The organism is Aurantimonas coralicida DSM 14790, assembly GCF_000421645.1.
In the GTDB taxonomy this organism is placed as follows: domain Bacteria; phylum Pseudomonadota; class Alphaproteobacteria; order Rhizobiales; family Rhizobiaceae; genus Aurantimonas; species Aurantimonas coralicida.
Window position 1 is genome coordinate 402,725 of the sequence record NZ_ATXK01000002.1, and the last position, 17,141, is coordinate 419,865.

A 17,141-nucleotide genomic window follows, 5' to 3' on the forward strand; every position below is an offset into this window, starting at 1 on the left:
AAGTCCCTTTTCCTTCCAGCGCGATGGCAATAGGTTTCGCCGCAATCCGCGTCGGTTTTGGGCACCGGACCGGTCGGTCACACTCAATGGGAGACCCCGATCGTGGCAGCACGCATCATCAGCTTCATCGTCGCGCTTTTCGTCCTGCCGGGACTGGCCCTCGCGCATGGCCCGACCCGCCAGAAGGCGAGCGAAACCGTCACGATCGACGCAGCGCCGGACAAGGTCTGGGCCAAGATCGCCGAGTTCGGCGACATGTCCTGGCATCCGCGTATCGCCATGACCGACGCCCCCAAGGGCAACGAGAAGGGCTCGATCCGCACCCTCGGCTTCACCGACGGCGGCATGATGGAGGAGGAGCTGTCGAAATACGACGCCACCAAGATGAGCTACTCGACCTTCATCGGCCATGTGAATGTCGATCTGCTGCCGGCGACGAACTATTCCTCCACCATCACCGTCAAGCCGGCCAAGGACGGCGCCGGGTCCGAGGTGCAGTGGCGCGCCGCCTTCTATCGCGGCTATCCGAACAATGATCCGCCGGCCGAGCTGAACGACGAAGCCGCCGTGGAAGGGGTCACCGCCTATATCCGCGAGGGTCTCGACAATCTGAAGGCGACCGTCGAATCGGGCTCCTGATGCGGCGCGTCGCAGCGAGCGGGGCGAAGGCGGCCTTCGTCGCCGCGCTGCTCTGGTCGCTGCCGGCCGCGGCCGGCGACATCGCCTATGTCACCAGCCAGGAGGCGGGAGAACTCGCCTTCGTCGATCTCGACGCCATGGCCGTGACGAAGACCATCGCCGTGACCGGCAAGCCGGCGGGGATCGCGGTTTCCAGCGATGGCCGCCGCGCCTATGTCTCGCGGCCCGAGGACAAGGCGATCAGCATCGTCGACACCGCAAGCGGCGAGACGATCGGCGAGATCGCCACCGGCGGCGGGCCGCTCGGCATCGCGGTGCATCCGTCCGGCGCACCGGTCTATGTCGCCGACTGGTTTTCCCATTCGCTGCTGGTTCTCGATCCCGGGACGCGCAAGGTGGTGGGGTCCTTCGAGACCGGGGAATCGCCTTCCGGCGTCGCCGTCAGCGCCGACGGCAAGATGGTCGTCACCGCCGACCGCGATTCCAACCAGGTCTCCTTCATCGACACGGCGACCGGCGCGGCCATCGCCCGCGTTGCGGTCGGCGAACGGCCCTTCGGCGTGACCATCTCGCCGGATGGCAAGAGGGTCTATGCCGCCAATGTCGGCAGCGACGACGTGAGCATCATCGATGTGGCGACCCATGCGGTCACGTCCACGGTCCCGGTCGGCTCGCACCCCTATGCGGTGGCCGAAAGCCGCGGCAAGGTGTTCGTCACCGACCAGTATGGCAGCACCGTCACCGTCTTCGATGCGGCGACCGGCACGCGTCTGGAGCAACTGGAAACCGGCGAATATCCCGAAGGCATCGATGTCGGCAGCGACGGGCGCTTCGTCTATGTCGCCAACTGGTTCGACAACACGCTGTCGAAGATCGATGCCGGCACGCTGGAGGTGGTCGGCAGCGTCGAGGTCGGCGACGGCCCGCGCGCCTTCGGGGAGTTCATCGGCAAGGCGCCCTGACGATATCACATCATGGCCAGACTCTTGCGCCAGATTCCCGCGCGAAGGAGACATGCCATGACGGACAATCGCTATGGCGGCATCGCTTTCGGTGCCGCAATCGGAACCGGATTGGGGGCGCTGCTCGGCGCCTTCGTCCTGGACAATGTGGCGCTCGGCATCGCCGTCGGGATCGCGATCGGGGCCGGCTTCGGCAATACGATCGGGCGGCATTTCTAGCCGGTCGCGGTGCTGCGACGCCGGGCCGGCAAGGGCGACCGGGAGGGCGCCCATGCGGCATCGGACGGCACAAGGCTGCATAAGGCAGGCGAGAGCTCGGTCCCGCCTGCCGGGTAGGGAACGGAAAATCGGGAGGAGCCAAGATGGGACGAATCAACGCGCTGGGGCTGACGATGGCAGTGGTCGCCGCCGGCCTTGCGGCGCTCGCCACCCTGCCGGCCGCCGCACAGTCGCCGCAGCCGCCCCAGGTGATCGTCGGCGAAGCCGGGTCGGCCAAGGTGCCGGTCACCGGCAGCGTGCCGAACGCCGCCACCGCGGACTACCCGACGACCGCGACGGCCGACTACGTGTTCGGCTGCATGTCCAGCAACGGCAACACCCGCACCGCGCTGGAGCAGTGTTCCTGCTCCTTCGACGTGGTCGCAACGCTGCTGCCCTATCAGCGCTATGTCGACGCCTCGACCTATCTGTCGATGGGCCAGGTCACCGGCGAGAAGGGGGTGTTGTTCCGCTCCAGCGCGGACGCCAAGGCGACGGTCGCCGACCTGCGCCGCGCCCAGGCCGAAGCCGAGATCCGCTGCTTCAACTGACGGCGACGCCTGCCTTCACCCGTCGGCCAGGCGGTCCAGCAAGACCGGCGCGTCAAGCGCCGCGTTCAGGTCGTGATCAGGACTGGCCGGCGGTGAAGGTCTGTTCGAAGATATTGCCCTCGGTGTCGGTGGCCTTCGCATGGAAGGGCAGTGCCGGAGCGCCCGCATAGTCGAAGCGGAAGCTCGGATCTTCCGAGATCGAGATGCCGCCGGTCATCGAGAACAGCGGCTCGCCACCGTGGGTGACGGCCAGCTCCGACACGAAATGCGCCGGGATGTAGAGCAGCGTCACCTGGTCCTTCTGCAGCCCGGAATTGTTCGGGTGCCGGATCATCAGCTGCGCCTCGTTGCGGGCGGTGTCGGCTGCGTCCTCCGCCGCCGCGAACTGCCGCAGCTTCATCTGGCCCATCTGGCGGGCCGCGACTTCCGGATCCTTGGCCGCCGGCGCGGCACAGCCGCCCGCCGCCTTCACGAACTGCTTCGTCACATAGAGCGTGCCGTCCGCCGCCTCGGCCACGGCGTGGATGTCGGTATAGGCATTCACCCGCACGCGGGTGGACAGCTCGGTGAGACCCGCGCCCGGCGCGATCTCGAAGGTCGCCGCCACCGGGGCGGGATTTTCGTCGATGACCAGGGTGACGCGGCGGATGTCGCGGGCCGGATCGAGCGTCACCTTGATCGGCACGATGGCCGGGTCGGTCGCCCGGGCCGGCGCGTCCAGCGCGATCGCGTCGCTGCCCTCGACCAGTTCGCGGTCGCCGAAGAGGTCGCCCTTCAGGCCGGGCCAGGCCGAATCCGCCGCTGCCGCGATCTCTTCCGGCGATGCCGCCCACGCAGTGCTGCCGGCGGAAAAGGCGCCGAAGGCCGCGGCCAGTCCGAGCGTCACGACGCCGCCGAGCCGGGCCGCGCGGCCCGCTCTGGTCGCCGATGTCGAATGCGGCAGCGCCCCGAATAGAGCCTTCGGCATGAGAACCTCCCGGTTATGTCCTGCGAGTGCCCGTTCGCTTGCGGTCAATCTGACCGCCGGTGGCTTCGACGGCAAGGCCGGCACCGATCAACACTTGACGATCAGCGCCCGCCGGGCGCCGTCACTCCCATTCGAGTTCGGCAAAGCCGGCCGTGGCGTTGCGGGCATTGAAGGCGTCGAACACCTGCCATCGGTCGGCCTCGCCCGCGCCCGCCGTCTCCACCGCCTCGGACAGCGGCACGCCGGCGGCGATGGCCGCCCGCAGGTCGGCGGCCAGGGCCTCAAGATAGGCCGTCTCGGCCTCGAGTGCCTGCGGCCACGGCGCGCTGGCGGGGCCATGGCCGGGCACCACCCGCTCGGCGGGCAGGTCGCGAAGGTCGGCGATCCGGGCGAGCCAGCCCTTCAGCGAGCCATCCAGCACCGGCACATGCGCGATGAACACCAGGTCGCCGGCAAATAGCGTGCCGGTCTGTTCGTCGAAGACGGTCAGGTCGTTGTCCGTATGGGCGGTCGGCCAGGCGCGCAGTTCGATGATGCGTCCGCCGAGATCGAGGCGGCGCGTGTCGGCCACCGTCTCGTCGGGCAGGGTGACCGCCACCGCCTCGGCGGCTTCGGGGCCGAGCTGTTCGCGCATCGACATCTTGTAGTGCTCGGCGCGGGCCCCGAGGGCGGCCGGCAGCTTGGCATGACCGATGATCGTCGCGCCCGCGGCCGCGAAGACCTGATTTCCGAACACATGGTCGGGATGCATGTGGGTATTGATCAGATAGCGGACCGGCTTGTCGGTCACGGCGCGGATCGCCGCCAGCGCGGCCTCGCCATCGGCGATGCTGCCGCCGCTGTCGATCATCGCGACGGCATCCGCGCCGACGATAAAGCCGAGATTGGCGATGGCGCCGTGATTGTCTGGCGTGGTTTCGGCAACGAGCCCGGCCCGCACATGAATGCCCGGCGCGATCTCCTCGAAGCCGGGTGCCGATTCGCCGGCAGCAGGCAGCGCCGCGCCGAGGAGCAGCATCGAAGCGAGCAGCGCCGCCGGCAGCCGGCGCAGGGTGGAGGGCGAGGTCCAGATCATCCCGGTATCAGGCACGCGGCGATGCCGCAGGGCAAGCGCGCCGCTGCTTCAACTGGACGTGACGGGGAGGGCTTCGTCCGGCCGTTCGACGACCGCGCGGTCGACAAACCTTGCCCATGCGCCGTTGATCGCAGCGCCGAGCGAGATGATTCCGGCGTTTCGACCATTGGCTGTCCTGCCACTTTAGTATCACGCGTGAATTGCCGACGGCGCGCGGGGTCATTCCCCGATCGGGTTGCAGAACATCCGGGCAGTCCTGCGGCGCCTCGTCGCGACTTTCGGCGCTTCGGACAGTATATCTCGCAAAAACAACGGTATTTTGTCGGCTTATGTGCCGGATAGCGAGATGAATGCAGCGCTTCCACTGCACTGCACCCAGGAAATGCTGCAGCGCACACAGGAAAAGTGGCATTCGGCGCTTGCGCAGGAAAATTTCCCGAACTAGCATCCTTCCATGGTTTCCGGCTTCAAGGTCGCAGTGTTGGGAGCGCTGCGAATCTCGAAGGCCACGGTAGGGCGTTGATCAACGGTGCCCACCAAGACCCCTATTGGCGGTCGTGACACGCTGCCGGAAACCTTCCCCCGACGCTACCGATGGTTCGACGTATGTCGGCAATCCTGCCGCCAGCCGTCGCCGGCACAGTTCCTTGGGAGGACAGTGAATGTTGAAGCTCATCACGAAGGCTGCACTTGCATCCAGCCTGCTCGTTGGTATCGGGGGCACCGCCTCCGCCAACGATAAACTGCAGGAACTGCAGGGCGATGCCGCGCAGTGGGTCATGCCGACCGGCAACTACGCCAACCAGCGCTATTCGACGCTCGACAAGATCAACAAGGACAATGTCGGCGACATGGTCCCGGCCTGGACCTTCTCGACCGGCGTGCTGCGCGGTCACGAGGGCAACCCGCTGGTCGTCGGCGACATGATGTATGTCCACACGCCGTTCCCCAACATGGTCTACGCCCTCGATCTGTCCGACGACGGCTCGATCTCGTGGAAGTATGAGCCGAAGCAGGACCCCAACGTCATCCCGGTGATGTGCTGCGACACCGTCAACCGCGGCGTCGCCTATGCCCCGGCGCAGGGTGACGGCGGCAAGGACCTGGTCATCCTCCACCAGGCCGACACCACCGTCGTGGCGCTCGACGCCAAGACCGGCGAGCAGGTCTGGTCCGTCCAGAACGGCGACCCGTCCAAGGGCGAGACCGGCACGGCCGCGCCGATGGTCTTCAAGGACAAGGTGCTGATCGGCATTTCCGGCGGCGAGTTCGGCGTACGTGGCTCGGTCACCGCCTACAATCTCTCCGACGGCAAGCAGGCATGGCGTGCCTACTCGACCGGTCCGGACGACGAGATGCTGTTCGACCCCGAGAAGACCATGGCTCTCGGCGAGCCGGTGGGCGCCGATTCCTCGCTCAACAGCTGGGAAGGCGACCAGTGGCAGATCGGTGGCGGCACCACCTGGGGCTGGTTCGCCTATGATCCGGACCTGAACCTGATCTACTACGGCACCGGCAACCCCTCGACCTGGAACCCGGCCCAGCGCCCGGGCGACAACAAATGGTCGATGACCATCATGGCCCGCGATGCCGACAGCGGCATGGCCAAGTGGGTCTACCAGATGACCCCGCATGACGAGTGGGACTTCGACGGCGTCAACGAGATGATCCTCGCGGACATCGATGTCGACGGTTCCGAGCGCAAGGCGCTCGTCCACTTCGACCGCAACGGCTTCGCCTACACCCTCGACCGCGAGACCGGCGAACTCCTGGTGGCCAAGAAGTACGACCCGGCCGTCAACTGGGCGACGGAAGTCGTCATGGACAAGGAGTCCGATCAGTACGGCCGTCCGCAGGTGGTCGCCGAATACTCGACCGAGCAGAACGGCGAAGACGTGAACTCGACCGGCATCTGCCCGGCCGCGCTCGGCACCAAGGACCAGCAGCCGGCGGCCTATTCGCCGGAGACCAAGCTGTTCTACGTGCCGACCAACCACGTCTGCATGGACTACGAGCCGTTCCGCGTGGCCTACACCGCCGGACAGCCTTACGTCGGTGCGACCCTGTCGATGTACCCGGCGCCGAACAGCCATGGCGGCATGGGCAACTTCATCGCCTGGGACGCCGGCAAGGGTGAGATCGTCTGGTCGCTGCCCGAGCAGTTCTCGGTGTGGTCCGGCGCTCTGGCGACCGCAGGCGACATCGTCTTCTACGGCACGCTCGAGGGTTACCTGAAGGCGGTGAACGCGCAGACGGGCGAGGAACTCTACAAGTTCAAGACCCCGTCGGGCATCATCGGCAACGTGATGACCTACGAGAACGACGGCAAGCAGTATGTCGGCATCCTGTCCGGCATCGGCGGCTGGGCCGGCATCGGCCTGGCGGCAGGCCTCACCGATCCCAACGCCGGTCTCGGCGCGGTCGGCGGCTATGCAGCCCTGTCCAAGTACACCGCGCTCGGTGGTCAGCTGACGGTCTTCACCGTCCCGGACCAGACCGCGAGCAAGTAAGCTGACAAGGGGCCTCGCTCTGAACAGGGCGGGGCCCTCCGCATGACTGGAGGGCCCGTCGTCAGGCATCGACCTCGACCTCGGGCCTTCGCTTTTGGGAGGGGAGGGTGCGCGCCATCCGCGCGCATCGTCCGAAGCTCGGGCCGCTTGAGTGGCCCGGTTGTCAACATGAGGCCTTGAATGAACAGCAAGTTGATCGCGATCATGGGCGCCGCCCTCCTGTCGGCCAGCACCCTGGCCATCGCGCAGGACAGTGGCACCACGGTCGTTCCCGCCGGCGAAGCGGCGCCTGCCGCAGCAGCGCCGGCCGCGGAGACAGGCGGTGCCGCCGCGGCGACCGCAACGGCTGCGCCCGCCGCCGCCGACAAGGCCCCCGAGGCGGCTGCCGCCGAGACGGCCCCGGCCAGCGGCGATGCCGAAATGGCATCCGCCGAGCACATGAAGCCCGACGCCCATCCGTCCAAGGATACGGCCACCGAAGGCAATGCGCCGACGGAAGGCGATCTCGGCAAGAATGCCGATCCGGCCGGCAACCCGACCTATGTCGTCGCACCCGATGGCAAGGTCGATTGGTACGCCTGGCGCGGCTACAAGAAATACATGGCCAATTGCATGCAGTGTCACGGCCCGGACGGCATGGGCTCGTCCTTCGCCCCCAATCTGGCGGAGTCCCTGCAGGACCTGACCTATTACGATTATGCCGGCATCGTCGTCGGCGGCCAGCAGAACAAGTGGAGCGCCGGCAACTCCATCATGCCGGCCTGGGGCGAGGATCCCAACGTGATGTGCTCGCTGGACTCGATCTACATCTACCTGCGGGGCCGCGCAGACGGCACCATCGGGCGGGGCGAGCCCAAGCGGATCGCCAACAACAAGGAGGCCCAGCAGGAAGAGTACGACTGTCTGGGATTTTAAGGCATGACAGCAGTGTCGAGGACATCTGCCGGCATCGCGAGCGTTCTGGCGCTCGCGATGTCGTTTCCGGCGGCAGCGCAGGATCGCGAGTTCGGCGGCGAGATCGAACTCGTCGATCCGAACGTCCTGCGGGTCTGCGCCGACCCGAACAACATGCCCTTCTCCAACCAGGCCGAACAGGGCATGGAGCAGGCAATCGCCGAGCTTCTGGCCGACAAGCTCGACCGCGAGTCCGTGAGCTATTCCTACTTCCCGCAGGCCACCGGCTTCGTGCGGATGACGCTCGGCTCCAATCTCTGCGACGTGATCATCAGCTACCCGCAGGGTGACGAACTCGTCCAGAATACCAATGCCTATTACCGCACCTCCTACGCGCTGGTTTATCCGGAGGATGGCGCCCTCGCCGGGGTAACGACGATCGCCGACCCCAAGCTCAAGGACAAGCGGATCGGCATCGTCGCGGGCACGCCGCCGGCAACCTATCTGGCCCGCGCCGGGCTGATCGGCCGGGCCAAGCCCTACCAGCTGATGATCGACACGCGGGTCGACAATTCCGCCAAGTCGATGATCGACGATCTCGGCACCGGCGACATCGACGCGGCCGTGCTCTGGGGCCCGATGGCCGGCTATTACGCCAAGCTCGCCGATGCCGATTACACCGTCGTGCCGCTGGTGGCTGAAGGTCCGGGCCCGGCCCTCGCCTATCGCATCACCATGGGGGTGCGGGCCTCCGACCAGGAATGGAAGCGCACGCTCAACCGGGCGATCCGCGACTATCAGGGCGAGATCAACGAGATCCTGCTGGCCTATGGCGTGCCGCTGCTCGACGAGGCGGACCAGCCGATCCTGTCGCAATCGGGCAAGACCGCCCAGGACCTGCCGTTGCCGCAGAAGGCGCAGGCTACCGACGTGACGGCTCCGGCCGACGCGACGGATACCGCGGCCAGCCCCGAGCCGAAGGGGTGACCCGCCCGGGCCCGGCCATGCGGCGGATCATCCCGGCGCTGGCCTGGCTGGCGCTGGCGGTCGGCGGTGTGGTCTTCCCAGGCCAAGGGCCGGGCGGTTTCACCGCCCAGGCGCAGACGGCGGCAGTGGACAACGTCGCGGTTCCGGAGCCCGAAGACTACCGCACCGAAGCCTACCGGGCACCGGTGCCCGCCACCCTTGCCGGCGGCACCGTCATCGATACGGAGACGGCGGAGCGCCTGCATGGCGAGGGTGTCGCCTTCGTCGACGTGCTGCCGCGTCCGCCACGGCCGGACCTGCCGGCCAGCACCTTGTGGCGCGAACGACCCCGCAACGACATTCCGGGCTCGCTCTGGCTGGTGGATACCGGCTATGGCGCGCTGACGCCGGCAATGGAGGCCTATCTCCTCGACGGCCTCGCCACGGCGACCGGTGGCGACAAGAGCCGCCCGCTCGTCATCTATTGCGATCGCGATTGCTGGATGAGCTACAACGCCGCCAAACGCGCGATCCGCGCCGGCTATGAGGCCGTTTACTGGTATCCCGACGGTGTCCAGGGCTGGGCAGAGGCGGGCAACGATCTGGCCGCCAACCGGCCGGAGCCGCGACCGGACGAGTAACGCCGGTCAGCGAGGCTCGCCGGAACGAACGACCGGTCAGAAGCGCCGGCGCGTGCGCCGTACGAAGATGTAGCCGGCGACCCCCGCCGCAACGATCGCGACGACCACGAACAGGACCAGCATCGCCGCCGCGCCGAGAAGCGCGCCGAACGTGTCCCAGAAACCGATCTGGGCAATCAGGATGGCGATCAGGACGATCAGCAGGAGCGGCATGGCGGTTCCTTCTTCGGCAGCGGCAAGGGGCCGGTCCAAGGACTGCCCCGCGCGTTCCGATGCGTCAAGCGGTCGTCGGCGTTTCGCGTCCGCCGGTCAGCGATTGAGCATCCGGCCGCCCTTGGTCTCGATGGCGAAGCGGACGAGATCGGACGTCCGTTCGACGCCGAGCTTTTCCTTGATCCGCGTCGAAGTGTTGGCGATCGTCTTGTAGGCGACGCCCAACCCCTCGGCGATCTCGGTCAGGCTCTTGCCTTCGCCCAGCATGTGCAGGATCTGCAATTCGCGCCGCGTCAGGTCGTCGGGGCCGGCGCCGCGGCCCGCATGGGTCGCCATCAGCGCCGCCGTCTCGCTGTCGACATAGGGCTCGTTCTTCAGCGCCATCTCGATCGCCTCGACCAGTTCGTCCGACGGCGCGCTCTTGGCGACGTAGCCGAGCGCGCCCTCGCGCCGCGCCGAGGCGGCATAGACGATGTCGGAATACATGGAGAACACGACGATCCGGGCTTTCGGATCGTCGGCGCGCAGCCGTCGCAGGACGTCGAGGCCGCTGCCGTTCTTCAGGTTGATGTCGAGGACGACGACGTCGGGCCGCAGGCGGCGGAACTCGGCCAGCGCCTCGGACGGGGTTTCGGCCTCGCCGATCTCGCTGACCTCCAGCGTTTCCACGAGGCGCCGGACGCCGTCCCGCACCACCGTATGATCGTCGACGATCAGTATCTTCATGACGTCTCCTGCCTGTCGTCGCCGTCGATATGGGGGCCGGTTCCGCGCGGCAGCGGCACCCAGCCTTCGAGCCGGACCCCCGGCGGCAGGGGCACCTGCGCGATGTCGAGACGCCCGCCGACCGCCTCGACCCGCTCGCGCATGCCGATCAGCCCGAAGCCGCCGGCCGTGCCCGTTGCGGGCAGGCCGCCGCCATCGTCGACCACCGAAAATTCCAGCCGTCGTGCGCGGGTCTCCAGCCGGATGGCGATGCGGCTCGGGTGACCATGGCGAAGCGCATTGTGCACCGCTTCGCGCACCGCGCGCAGCACCAGGACCTCCAGCGTGCCGCCCCAGTCGCCGTCTTCCAGCGCCGCGGTGATGGCGATGTCGGGATGGCGGCGGGACAGGTCGGCGACGAGATCCTCGATCGATGCCTTGAGGCCGAGGCCGGGCATAAGGCCGGGCCGCAGATCGGTGAGGATGCGGCGCACCTCCTGGCGGGCGCGATGGGCCGCCGACTTGATGTCCTCGGCCCGCGACGCGATCGTTTCGCCGCCATCGAGCTTGGCCGACGCCCGGCGGATCGCCGAGGCGTCGACGTCGATGACGAAGAGCAGCGGGCCGATCTCGTCGTGCAGATCGCGCGCCAGTTCGGCGCGTTCCTCGTCCTGCAGCAGCAGCAATTGCTCGGAGAGCCGGCGGTTGCGCGCCGAAATCTCGTCGAGCCGCCTCGCCATGTCGTTGCAGCCGGCGGCCAGCGCCCGCATCTCCGGCGGGCCGGCGGGAGCCAGATCGATATCGTAGTCGCCGCCGCCGATCCGGGCGAAGGCCGCCTGGATGTCGGCGAGGGGGCGCAGGGCCCGGTCGGCGACGACCCAGATCGCGGCGAAGGCGATCAGGAGGAAGGCGATCAGGATGGCGAGGCTGGTGGCGAGGTCCATCCAGCTGCTGGCCAGTTCGTTGCGCGGGTCGATGGAGACGACCGCCGCCGTCATCGGCAGGGCGCTGCCCGACAACGGCATGATGATGGTCGAGGGCGGCGGCGCCAGGAAATCGACGAACCATTCGGGCAGGCCGCCATAGGCCTCGGCGGGTTGCGAGGCGGCGCGCACGGCACCGGTGGCATCGATCAGCATCATCTGGACATGGCGGTCGCCGTTGAAGGCGCGCACGAAGCTGGCCAGCTCGCCCTGCGTGTCGCGGGAGGCGGGCAGTTCGGCGATCAGCTGGGCAACGCGATTCGATGCGACGGTGCGCGCCGCGGTCAGTTCGGCTTCGATGTTGGACGAGGCCTGCCGAAAGCCCAGAAGGCCGCCGATCACCAGAATGGCGAGGAAGGCGGCGGTGAGCGTGGCGGCAAGGCGGGCTTTCAGGGACAAGGCGGCCGATCGTTGCGGTGACGGGAAGGCGGGCCCGGCGGCTGTGCGTCCGCGGCCCGGATCGCGTTCATTCAGACGCGCTGGCGTGGTCGCCCGTCAAGGGCGGCCGCGCCGATGATCCGTCGCGCTATCCGCCGAAATCGCAGGCCGTCTCCGGCTCGTCGATACCCAGCGTGTCGAGTTCGGAGACCTGGTGCAGGAAGCCTTCCTGCGGCGACGACGACACCACCGAGGCCTCGGTGCCGAGCAGCACCGGCTGGCGCAGCTGCCAGTCCCAGTCGCGGAAGGTCAGGCGCTGGCCCTTGAAGGCGGCGACGGTGAAGTCGGGGCTCTTGATGAAGGCATCGATCGTCGCTGGATCGACCGACTGGGTGCGCGAGGCGGCTTCGCCGATGACCCGCACCGCCGTCCAGGCCTGCATGTCCTTGGATTCCATCCGCCGGCCGGCGGCGTCCACGAAGCGGTTCTGGATCTGCGCCCCGCCCCATTGCTCGCTGGCCGGATGCCAGGAGCCCGGCGTCAGGCCCGCCGTGCCGGCGACGGGACGGGGGATCCAGTTGCGCCATGGCACATAGCTGCCGAACACCTCGCTTTCGTCGGCGACCAGCAGCACGTCGTGATCGGGCAGATCCTGCAGGAAGACCGGGATCTGGCGCTGCACCAGCGCCTGGCCGGAATCGGTCGCCCGGGCGCCGCCCTTGTCCTCGAACAGCTTCTCGGCGACGATCTTGCCGCCGAACTTGGTGGCCGAACGCTTCAGCGCGTCGGCGAATGTCTGGTCGTCGGGATGTTCGCCGGCCACCAGCGCCCATTCGCGCCACTGCTTCCACATCAGATATTGCGCCAGACCGTCGGTCAGCATGGCCCGCGAGGGGGCGGTGTGCAGCATGTTGGGACGGCAGTCCGCGCCGCGCAGGCTGTCGTCCGTGGCGCCGGCGTTCAAGACCAGCGCATCGGCCGCGGCCGCCAGCTCGGCCACCGCCAGCGTGTCGGGGCCGGACAGGTCGGTGACGATGTAATGGACGCCGGCCTCCAGCATGGTCCGGGCCGCCGCGGCCACGTCCTCGCCCGGCTTCAGCGTCACCACGTCCATGGTGAAGTTCTGACCCATGAAGGAGCCGGTTGTGTTGTTGTCGGCGATCCCCACCTCGGCGCCGGCGACGCCGATATCCTCCGGCGGAATGTTCAGCACCGAGAGGGCGAGGGTCGGCTCCCAGGTCCTGAGATAGCCGAGCTTGACGGTCTGCGCCGCTTCGGTTGCCGGAGCCGCAGCCTCCGTGCCCGGCTCGGCAGCCGGTTCCTGCGCCTGTCCCGCGCCGACCATCACCAGCATCAGGGCCGCGGCCCCCGTCAGCGCGCGTGCCATCGCCGTCTTCGACATGATCTGCCTCCCATTCCCCCGGCGGGCTCCCACCCGCCTCCCGCGCACCCCCCGCGAAAATCGTTTGCTCCACAGGCTCAGGGCGTTAGTTCTAGCGCCAGCGCGGTGGGCATCGCGTTCCACGGAGAAGCGAGAGTGTTCGTCCTACCATTGTTTCCCCAAGGCCGCGCGCCAAGGCAAGGCAGAGTTTTTCCCGTTGTCGCCTTCCTTCTGGCGCTGGCACTGCCCGCCGCAGCCGCCGACAGGACCGTCGCCATCTTCGACTTCGAACTGATCGATTCCAGCCTCGAAGGCTCGATGATGGGTGAGAACGCCGACGAGCAGGCCCGGCTCGACCGCCTGGCACCGGACCTGCGCGAGGCAATCGCGGCGCTGCCCGGCTACAGCGTCGTCGACATTGCGCCGGTGCGCGAACGGGCGAAGAAGCAGTATCTGCAGAGTTGCGGGAATTGCAGCCAGACCTTCGCCCGCGAGATCGGCGCCGACATCGCCGTCACCGGCACGGTGCAGAAGGTCTCCAACCTGATCCTCAACATCAACGCCTATGCCTTCGATGCCGAGACCGGCGAGGCGATCGCCCGCGGCAGCGCCGACATTCGCTCCAACACCGACCAGAGCTGGCAGCGCGGCATCGACTACCTCTGGGAAAACGTCCTCGAGACGCAGTTCGAGGCCGCGCGTTGATCAGGCTTCTGGCGAGCGTCACCGGGCCGCACGAAGCCGGCATCGTCCTCGAGGGCGGCGCCGATCTCGTCGATCTGAAGGACCCGGCGAAGGGCGCACTCGGCGCCGTCTCGCCGCAGGTGCTTGCGGAGACGATGGACATGGTAGCCGGCCGCAAGCCGGTGTCGGCCGTCGCCGGCGACCTGCCCATGCTGCCGGACACGGTGCGCGAGGCGGTCGAAGCCCGTGTCGCCGCCGATTTCGTCAAGATCGGGCTGTTTCCGGCCAGCCGCGACGCGCGCCTCGCGGTGATCGAGGCGCTGCGGTCGCTGGCGGACCGCACCGGGCTCATCGCCGTGTTCTTCGCCGATGGCGACCCGGATTTCAGCCTGTTGCCGGTGCTGGCGGAGGCCGGCTTCAGGGGCGCGATGATCGACACGATCGGCAAGTCGAGCGGCCGGCTGATGGCGCATCTGTCCATGACCGCGCTCGGCGACTTCGTGCGGAACGCACGCGATCTCGGCCTGATGAGTGGTCTGGCCGGATCGCTGGAGCCGCCAGACGTGCCGCGCCTTGCCGTCCTGCGGCCCGACTATCTCGGCTTTCGCGGCGCGCTGACGACGGGCGCCCGCGACGCGCCGGTGGATCTTGGCGCCGTGCGCACGATCCGCGCGCTGCTGCCGGCAACCGAGGATTCCGACCATGGAATCGAGCCCGTCGCCGGGCGCGGCGACCGCATCCTGGTGCGCGATTTCACCGTGCCGATGGAGATCGGCGCCTATGATCACGAGCGCGGCCGGACCCAGAAGGTGTGCTTTTCGGTCGAGGCCGAGATCGCTCCGATCGGCGCCGATGCGCGGTCGATGGCCGACATCTATTCCTACGATCTGATCCTCGACGCCATCCGCGCGCTCGCCGCCCGCGGCCACACCGATCTGGTCGAGACGCTGGCGGTGGAACTCGCCGAAATGGTGCTCGCCGACGCCCGCATTCGGGAGGTGACGGTGCGCGTCGAGAAGCTCGAACTCGGGCCCGAGGCCGTCGGCATCGAACTGACGCGCCGCCGCGCCGGCGGACGCTGAACCGGGCTCCGATCCAAGAATCTCGCGGGGCGGGTGGCATGGCCGGGCGCGCCGTGACACGGTGGCCGCGTGAATGGCAGAGCGTTGCAGGGGGCAGCTTCGTGGACAACATCCTGGTCGTGAAGTTCGGAGGCAGCTATGCGACCACGCCCGATCTCCTGCGCTGGCTGAAGGCGATCGAGGCGACCCGGATGCCGGTGGTGATCGTGCCGGGCGGTGGCCCCTTCGCCGAGGCGGTGCGGCGCTACCAGCCGCGCATCGGCTTCGACGACGCGACCGCCCACGAGATGGCGATCCTGGCCATGGAGCAGTTCGGGCTGGCGCTGGTCGGCCTCGGCAGCCGTCTGGTGCGGGCGAGCGACGATGCCGGCATCGCGGCGGCGCTGGAGCGCGGCGACATCCCGGTCTGGATGCCGCGGCAGATGGCGCTGGCGGCGCCGGAGATCGACCGGGACTGGTCCGTGACCTCCGACAGTCTCGCCGCCTGGCTCGCCGGGCATATCTCCGGCGCGCGGCTCTGCCTGATCAAGCAGATCGACCTGCCGGACGATTCCACCCTCGCGGCCCTGGCCGGCGCCGAAATCGTCGACGAGGCGTTTTCGCGGGTCCTGGGCGAGGCGACGGACCTCTATGTCGCCGGTCCCGCCGACCTGTCGGCGGCCGGCATCAATCTCGGCGAGGGGACGATCCCCGGACGCCGGATCCTGCGGCAGCCGGCGCCGGCCGCCTCGGCCCCGGCCTGAGACGACGCCCATGTCACGATCCATGGCGTCTGCGTCGCATGCGTTGCTTCGGCGCTTCCCATCGCTCCCGCACTGGCCGACATAACCGGCCATGGCGAAGGAAACCCTGCTCTTTCTGACTGGTCATCTGGCGCGTCCGCGGCTCGAACGCGTGCTGACGGGGCTCGGCGAGACCGATTTCGACTGGGCGATTGCCGATATCGGCGTGAAGGTCGCGGCGCTGGCCACCGGCGACATCATCGAGCGTCGCCTCGCGCGACCCGTTGCGGCCGACAGGGTGATCCTGCCGGGGCGCTGCCGCGCCGATCTCGATCGCCTGTCGGAGAGCTTCGGCGTGCCATTCCAGCGCGGTCCCGACGAGCTGGCCGACCTGCCGGCCTTTCTCGGCCGCAAGGGCACGCCGCCGGATCTGTCGCGCCACGACATGCGGATCTTCGCCGAGATCGTCGATGCCTCGGCGCTGACCGTCGAGGACATCGTCGGGCGCGCCGAGGCGATGCGTGCGGCCGGGGCCGACGTGATCGATCTCGGCTGCCTGCCCGACACGCCCTTCGATCATCTGGAGACGGCCGTTCGCGCGTTGAAGGCGGCCGGCCACCGGGTGAGCGTCGATTCCGCCAATCCCGACGAACTCGCCCGGGCCACGCGTGCCGGCGCCGACTTCCTTCTGAGCCTCACCGAAGAGACCCTCGACATCGCCCGCGAAGGCGAGGCCGTGCCGATCCTGGTGCCGGCAAGGCCTCATGATTTCGCCTCGCTGGAACGCGCCATCGACCGCGCCCGCGAGATGGGCATCGCCTTTATCGCCGATCCGATCCTCGACCCGATCCATTTCGGCTTCGCTGCCTCGCTGGTGCGCTATCACCGGCTGCGCGAAGCTTATCCCGATGTCGAGATCCTGATGGGGACGGGCAATCTCACCGAACTGACCGACGCCGATACCTCGGGCATCACAGCAACCCTGCTCGGCATCTGTTCGGAACTGGCGATCCGCAACCTTCTGGTCGTGCATGTCCGCCCGCATACGCGGCGCACGGTCGAGGAGCACGACGCGGCGCGGCGGATGATGTTTGCCGCCCGCGCCGACGGCGCCCTGCCACGCGGCTATTCCGGCGCGTTGCTGCAGGTCCACGACGTGAAGCCCCATGCCGCGACGCCTGAGGAACTGGCCGAGCAGGCGGCGACGATCCGCGACCGCAATTACCGCATCGAGACGGCGGCAGATGGCGTCCATCTCTACAATCGCGACACCCATGTCGTTCAGACCGACGCCTTCGAGTTCTTTCCCGAACTGGAGGTGGCGGGCGACACGGGCCACGCCTTCTATCTTGGCGCCGAACTGCAGAAGGCCGAGATCGCCTGGCGGCTCGGCAAGCGCTATGCGCAGGACACGCCGCTCGACTTCGGCTGTGCTGCGCCGCGGCGCGAGGAGGACCGCACCCGGCTGGAGGAAGCCGGCCATACGCTGAAGGCGAAGAAGCAGACCCCGTCCGGCTGACGGGCCGACAG

The 17,141-nt window shown here is 68.2% G+C and carries 18 protein-coding genes; 12 read left to right on the plus strand and 6 right to left on the minus strand.

The genetic code is table 11. The annotated features are described in order from the left end of the window. Positions 1 to 99 precede the first annotated feature (99 nt). From H536_RS0106550 to H536_RS0106565, 4 genes are all read left to right on the plus strand, one after another. Positions 100 to 639 carry an SRPBCC family protein gene (locus H536_RS0106550; RefSeq protein ID WP_029702838.1) on the plus strand — a complete coding sequence of 180 codons (540 nt, stop codon included), beginning with the start codon at positions 100 to 102 and terminating at the stop codon, positions 637 to 639. Then, the gene (locus H536_RS0106555) at positions 639 to 1,601 is read left to right on the plus strand and encodes a beta-propeller fold lactonase family protein (protein WP_024349709.1); all 963 of its coding nucleotides are present in this window, start codon (positions 639 to 641) and stop codon (positions 1,599 to 1,601) included. Before H536_RS0106550 ends, H536_RS0106555 begins: the two co-directional genes overlap by 1 nt. Before the next feature lie 57 nt (positions 1,602 to 1,658). Then, positions 1,659 to 1,820 (plus strand): hypothetical protein, encoded by a 162-nt coding sequence (locus H536_RS24285; RefSeq protein ID WP_085931402.1) that lies wholly within the window; start codon positions 1,659 to 1,661, stop codon positions 1,818 to 1,820. A 143-nt stretch (positions 1,821 to 1,963) separates the two neighbouring features. Further along, entirely contained in the window at positions 1,964 to 2,410 is a 447-nt protein-coding gene (locus H536_RS0106565; protein ID WP_024349710.1) for a hypothetical protein, read from the plus strand. Between the two features lie 76 nt (positions 2,411 to 2,486). Here the strand turns inward: H536_RS0106565 and H536_RS0106570 are convergent, their stop codons facing one another. Together H536_RS0106570 and H536_RS0106575 are read right to left on the minus strand one after the other, a co-directional pair. Next, entirely contained in the window at positions 2,487 to 3,377 is an 891-nt protein-coding gene (locus H536_RS0106570; protein WP_024349711.1) for a quinoprotein dehydrogenase-associated SoxYZ-like carrier, read from the minus strand. A 121-nt stretch (positions 3,378 to 3,498) separates the two neighbouring features. Continuing rightward, positions 3,499 to 4,467: a quinoprotein relay system zinc metallohydrolase 2 gene (locus H536_RS0106575; RefSeq protein ID WP_155898411.1), complete on the minus strand. Its 969-nt coding sequence runs from the start codon at positions 4,465 to 4,467 to the stop codon at positions 3,499 to 3,501. A gap of 647 nt (positions 4,468 to 5,114) precedes the next feature. On the opposite strand from H536_RS0106575, the gene H536_RS0106585 reads away from it, so the two are divergent. From H536_RS0106585 to H536_RS0106600, 4 genes are all read left to right on the plus strand, one after another. Then, positions 5,115 to 6,962: a methanol/ethanol family PQQ-dependent dehydrogenase gene (locus H536_RS0106585; protein WP_029702842.1), complete on the plus strand. Its 1,848-nt coding sequence runs from the start codon at positions 5,115 to 5,117 to the stop codon at positions 6,960 to 6,962. Positions 6,963 to 7,142: 180 nt separating this feature from the next. Beyond that, positions 7,143 to 7,877 carry a c-type cytochrome gene (locus H536_RS0106590; RefSeq protein WP_024349714.1) on the plus strand — a complete coding sequence of 245 codons (735 nt, stop codon included), beginning with the start codon at positions 7,143 to 7,145 and terminating at the stop codon, positions 7,875 to 7,877. 3 nt (positions 7,878 to 7,880) lie between these two features. After that, on the plus strand, positions 7,881 to 8,843 hold the full coding sequence (locus H536_RS0106595; RefSeq protein WP_024349715.1) for a substrate-binding domain-containing protein: 963 nt from the start codon (positions 7,881 to 7,883) through the stop codon (positions 8,841 to 8,843). Positions 8,844 to 8,860: 17 nt separating this feature from the next. Further along, entirely contained in the window at positions 8,861 to 9,463 is a 603-nt protein-coding gene (locus H536_RS0106600) for a rhodanese-like domain-containing protein (RefSeq protein ID WP_155898412.1), read from the plus strand. 36 nt (positions 9,464 to 9,499) lie between these two features. Here the strand turns inward: H536_RS0106600 and H536_RS24910 are convergent, their stop codons facing one another. The 4 genes from H536_RS24910 to H536_RS0106620 all read right to left on the minus strand — a co-directional run bounded on the left by H536_RS24910 (position 9,500) and on the right by H536_RS0106620 (position 13,087). Continuing rightward, positions 9,500 to 9,676: a hypothetical protein gene (locus H536_RS24910; protein WP_169513619.1), complete on the minus strand. Its 177-nt coding sequence runs from the start codon at positions 9,674 to 9,676 to the stop codon at positions 9,500 to 9,502. Positions 9,677 to 9,772: 96 nt separating this feature from the next. Next, a complete protein-coding gene (locus H536_RS0106610) occupies positions 9,773 to 10,402 on the minus strand; it encodes a response regulator transcription factor (RefSeq protein WP_009210883.1) in 630 nt (209 codons plus the stop codon). Further along, positions 10,399 to 11,763 (minus strand): sensor histidine kinase, encoded by a 1,365-nt coding sequence (locus tag H536_RS0106615; RefSeq protein ID WP_024349717.1) that lies wholly within the window; start codon positions 11,761 to 11,763, stop codon positions 10,399 to 10,401. The genes H536_RS0106610 and H536_RS0106615 overlap by 4 nt, the downstream gene beginning before the upstream one ends. Before the next feature lie 127 nt (positions 11,764 to 11,890). After that, positions 11,891 to 13,087 (minus strand): ABC transporter substrate-binding protein, encoded by a 1,197-nt coding sequence (locus tag H536_RS0106620; protein WP_051141545.1) that lies wholly within the window; start codon positions 13,085 to 13,087, stop codon positions 11,891 to 11,893. Between the two features lie 192 nt (positions 13,088 to 13,279). On the opposite strand from H536_RS0106620, the gene H536_RS0106625 reads away from it, so the two are divergent. The 4 genes from H536_RS0106625 (at position 13,280) to H536_RS0106640 (ending at position 17,130) form a co-directional block, all read left to right on the plus strand. Beyond that, positions 13,280 to 13,828 (plus strand): DUF3280 domain-containing protein, encoded by a 549-nt coding sequence (locus tag H536_RS0106625; protein ID WP_244495372.1) that lies wholly within the window; start codon positions 13,280 to 13,282, stop codon positions 13,826 to 13,828. Next, a complete protein-coding gene (locus H536_RS0106630; RefSeq protein WP_024349720.1) occupies positions 13,825 to 14,889 on the plus strand; it encodes a (5-formylfuran-3-yl)methyl phosphate synthase in 1,065 nt (354 codons plus the stop codon). The genes H536_RS0106625 and H536_RS0106630 overlap by 4 nt, the downstream gene beginning before the upstream one ends. Before the next feature lie 101 nt (positions 14,890 to 14,990). Beyond that, entirely contained in the window at positions 14,991 to 15,632 is a 642-nt protein-coding gene (locus tag H536_RS0106635; protein ID WP_035694729.1) for an amino acid kinase family protein, read from the plus strand. A 91-nt stretch (positions 15,633 to 15,723) separates the two neighbouring features. Beyond that, positions 15,724 to 17,130 (plus strand): DUF6513 domain-containing protein, encoded by a 1,407-nt coding sequence (locus tag H536_RS0106640; RefSeq protein WP_024349722.1) that lies wholly within the window; start codon positions 15,724 to 15,726, stop codon positions 17,128 to 17,130. The last annotated feature ends 11 nt before the right edge of the window (positions 17,131 to 17,141 follow it).

Coding starts and splice junctions, on each gene's coding strand:
- H536_RS0106620 (WP_051141545.1), bottom strand. CDS start 13,087: ATGGTCGGCGCGGGACAGGCGCAGGAACCGGCTGCCGAGCCGGGCACG.
- H536_RS0106555 (WP_024349709.1), top strand. CDS start 639: ATGCGGCGCGTCGCAGCGAGCGGGGCGAAGGCGGCCTTCGTCGCCGCG.
- H536_RS0106590 (WP_024349714.1), top strand. CDS start 7,143: ATGAACAGCAAGTTGATCGCGATCATGGGCGCCGCCCTCCTGTCGGCC.
- H536_RS0106640 (WP_024349722.1), top strand. CDS start 15,724: ATGGCGAAGGAAACCCTGCTCTTTCTGACTGGTCATCTGGCGCGTCCG.
- H536_RS24285 (WP_085931402.1), top strand. CDS start 1,659: ATGACGGACAATCGCTATGGCGGCATCGCTTTCGGTGCCGCAATCGGA.
- H536_RS0106610 (WP_009210883.1), bottom strand. CDS start 10,402: ATGAAGATACTGATCGTCGACGATCATACGGTGGTGCGGGACGGCGTC.
- H536_RS24910 (WP_169513619.1), bottom strand. CDS start 9,676: ATGCCGCTCCTGCTGATCGTCCTGATCGCCATCCTGATTGCCCAGATC.
- H536_RS0106570 (WP_024349711.1), bottom strand. CDS start 3,377: ATGCCGAAGGCTCTATTCGGGGCGCTGCCGCATTCGACATCGGCGACC.
- H536_RS0106600 (WP_155898412.1), top strand. CDS start 8,861: ATGCGGCGGATCATCCCGGCGCTGGCCTGGCTGGCGCTGGCGGTCGGC.
- H536_RS0106585 (WP_029702842.1), top strand. CDS start 5,115: ATGTTGAAGCTCATCACGAAGGCTGCACTTGCATCCAGCCTGCTCGTT.
- H536_RS0106565 (WP_024349710.1), top strand. CDS start 1,964: ATGGGACGAATCAACGCGCTGGGGCTGACGATGGCAGTGGTCGCCGCC.
- H536_RS0106595 (WP_024349715.1), top strand. CDS start 7,881: ATGACAGCAGTGTCGAGGACATCTGCCGGCATCGCGAGCGTTCTGGCG.